Here is a 1,869-nt window from a genome sequence, read left to right as displayed (position 1 = left end):
GTTAGTTACTCAGGGAAGTCATGCGAAAATTTCTACTATTCATCACGCTGTTCTTATCACACAGCACAGCAAACGCTTGTAGTTTCGCGCCCGGATACGATGAATTTTTACCTAGTCCTTTGTACAAAAAGAAAAACCATCCATTGGCTATACCAAAGGCTAGTGTAGAAACAATTAAGCGAGGTTATGATGATGGAAATCGGGGTTCATGTTCCGACGCTGGAATCATAAAAATAAAATTTGAAAACGAGAATCCCGTTAGAGCTACAGGGTATAAATTAAAGATTGTATCAGGTACTTTTGAAAGCCATGTCATTCCAGACTATGCAGTAATGCCCTCGCGATACAACCCAAGTGAAAATTCAATGTTTTTCGTGTGGTTAGATGGCAGTTATAACAATCAGGAAAAAATTGATTTCGTATTACAAATCGTTGCTGTATCGCCAAAAGGTGACGAAAGTGAACCCTTTAATCTTAACATCCAGCATGCGGGTGGCAAGAGTAACTAACAAGTTAATTAAACCGTGGACGCAAAACAGTAGGCTTGCGCTCCTTCGTCGCTTATTATAGCCTACTATTTTTCGCCGTTTATTAAGGCGTTAGGTGCACATTGTGGTTCGAGTCTCTATTCGAAAAACAAATTGGTTTGTGTTTTTTGAACGATATGAAATAAGTGATGATTCAGATCTAGGCTACTCTATTAATAAATTACTGTTAGAACTGCAACTTAAAAGAGGTGTTCAATTAATATACTCTGGTGATCCGTATGAAAAGAGTTACTTAAAGAGTGCGGAAGTTGAGGTAAGCCGAATATCTTCGCCTAAATCGTTTAGATTTACTGATGGCACAGATATTGATTACTGCTTACCTAAAAAGTTAAATGGAAGAAAATCTACAAAAATTTTATACAATGGAAAATTTTGTGCAGAAGTCTTTTATCGTAATAATTGGTTTAAACTTTCAGAATATTGCGACATAAATATTTTTACTCAGGATGAGGAGGTGATTGATAAAATTATGTTTTCATTCATGCATGACTACAATTTCAACCAAATGTATTTTGGCACCTAACAAGGAAATTATGAATGGACGTCTAAAGCTTGGCTGGCGCTCATTCTTCGCTAGTATAGCCAAGCTTAATACGCCTCATATTTAGGCGTTATATTTCAATCTGGTTCCGGTGGTACTTTGCTGTACGAAGAAAAAATTGATTCAAAAGGTGTTGGGTACGGGCTAATCGTCATCGGCGCTCTTTGTACATTATTACCATTTGGGTGGTTAAGCTATGTCGGGAGTAAAGATGATCTAAGTTTCTATGGTGTCGTAGAAAGAACAATTGATAACTTTCCTGCTTCTATCTTAGTTACGTTAGTCTTTTCTTTATTCTTTTTATTCGCAGGGTATTTTTTTACTCAAGCTTATCGTGAAATCAAAGCAAATGGAGATTGGATCGCAAGAGTTTTCAATAACGAAGTATTGCTCTTATCACCTAGTGAAAAATTAGAAAAAGATATTGTTTTTTCAATTGATGATATCAATATTATTGAAAAGATAATCAAAGACACAGGTGATAACGATGAATCCATCACTTGGACTTTCTTTTTAAAGCGTAGAAATATCGCAATTAAATATTTTGGTACCTTAGATATCGACGCATTAGTTAATTTTATAACTAAAAATTATGATGTTAAATTAGAAGTTCGTAACTTTGATGTACGCGGAAATGAAATATAACAATCTGTTCAACAAGGACAAAATACAGTTGGCTTTTGCTCCTTCGTCGCTTAATCTTAGCCAACTATATTTTGCCTGTTAACAGGGCGTTATGTTTAAATCAAAGGGAACTGTTAGTACATGTCTGAACAATCA

Annotated in this window: 3 protein-coding genes; all 3 read left to right on the top strand. The window is 35.3% G+C overall.

Going from position 1 to position 1,869, the window contains the following annotated elements:
• Positions 1 to 20: 20 nt before the first annotated feature.
• The 3 genes from CWB72_RS19780 (at position 21) to CWB72_RS19770 (ending at position 1,734) form a co-directional block, all read left to right on the top strand.
• Positions 21 to 509 carry a hypothetical protein gene (locus CWB72_RS19780; protein ID WP_138635020.1) on the top strand — a complete coding sequence of 163 codons (489 nt, stop codon included), beginning with the start codon at positions 21 to 23 and terminating at the stop codon, positions 507 to 509.
• A gap of 103 nt (positions 510 to 612) precedes the next feature.
• Positions 613 to 1,071 carry a hypothetical protein gene (locus CWB72_RS19775; RefSeq protein ID WP_138635017.1) on the top strand — a complete coding sequence of 153 codons (459 nt, stop codon included), beginning with the start codon at positions 613 to 615 and terminating at the stop codon, positions 1,069 to 1,071.
• A gap of 117 nt (positions 1,072 to 1,188) precedes the next feature.
• A complete protein-coding gene (locus CWB72_RS19770; RefSeq protein ID WP_138635014.1) occupies positions 1,189 to 1,734 on the top strand; it encodes a hypothetical protein in 546 nt (181 codons plus the stop codon).
• Positions 1,735 to 1,869: the final 135 nt, after the last annotated feature.

It is taken from the genome of Pseudoalteromonas phenolica (genome assembly GCF_005886345.1).
GTDB lineage: Bacteria > Pseudomonadota > Gammaproteobacteria > Enterobacterales > Alteromonadaceae > Pseudoalteromonas > Pseudoalteromonas phenolica_A.
Note: the sequence above shows the minus strand (reverse complement) of the source record. Positions and strands in the feature narration are given on the sequence as shown.

Coding starts and splice junctions, on each gene's coding strand:
- CWB72_RS19780 (WP_138635020.1), top strand. CDS start 21: ATGCGAAAATTTCTACTATTCATCACGCTGTTCTTATCACACAGCACA.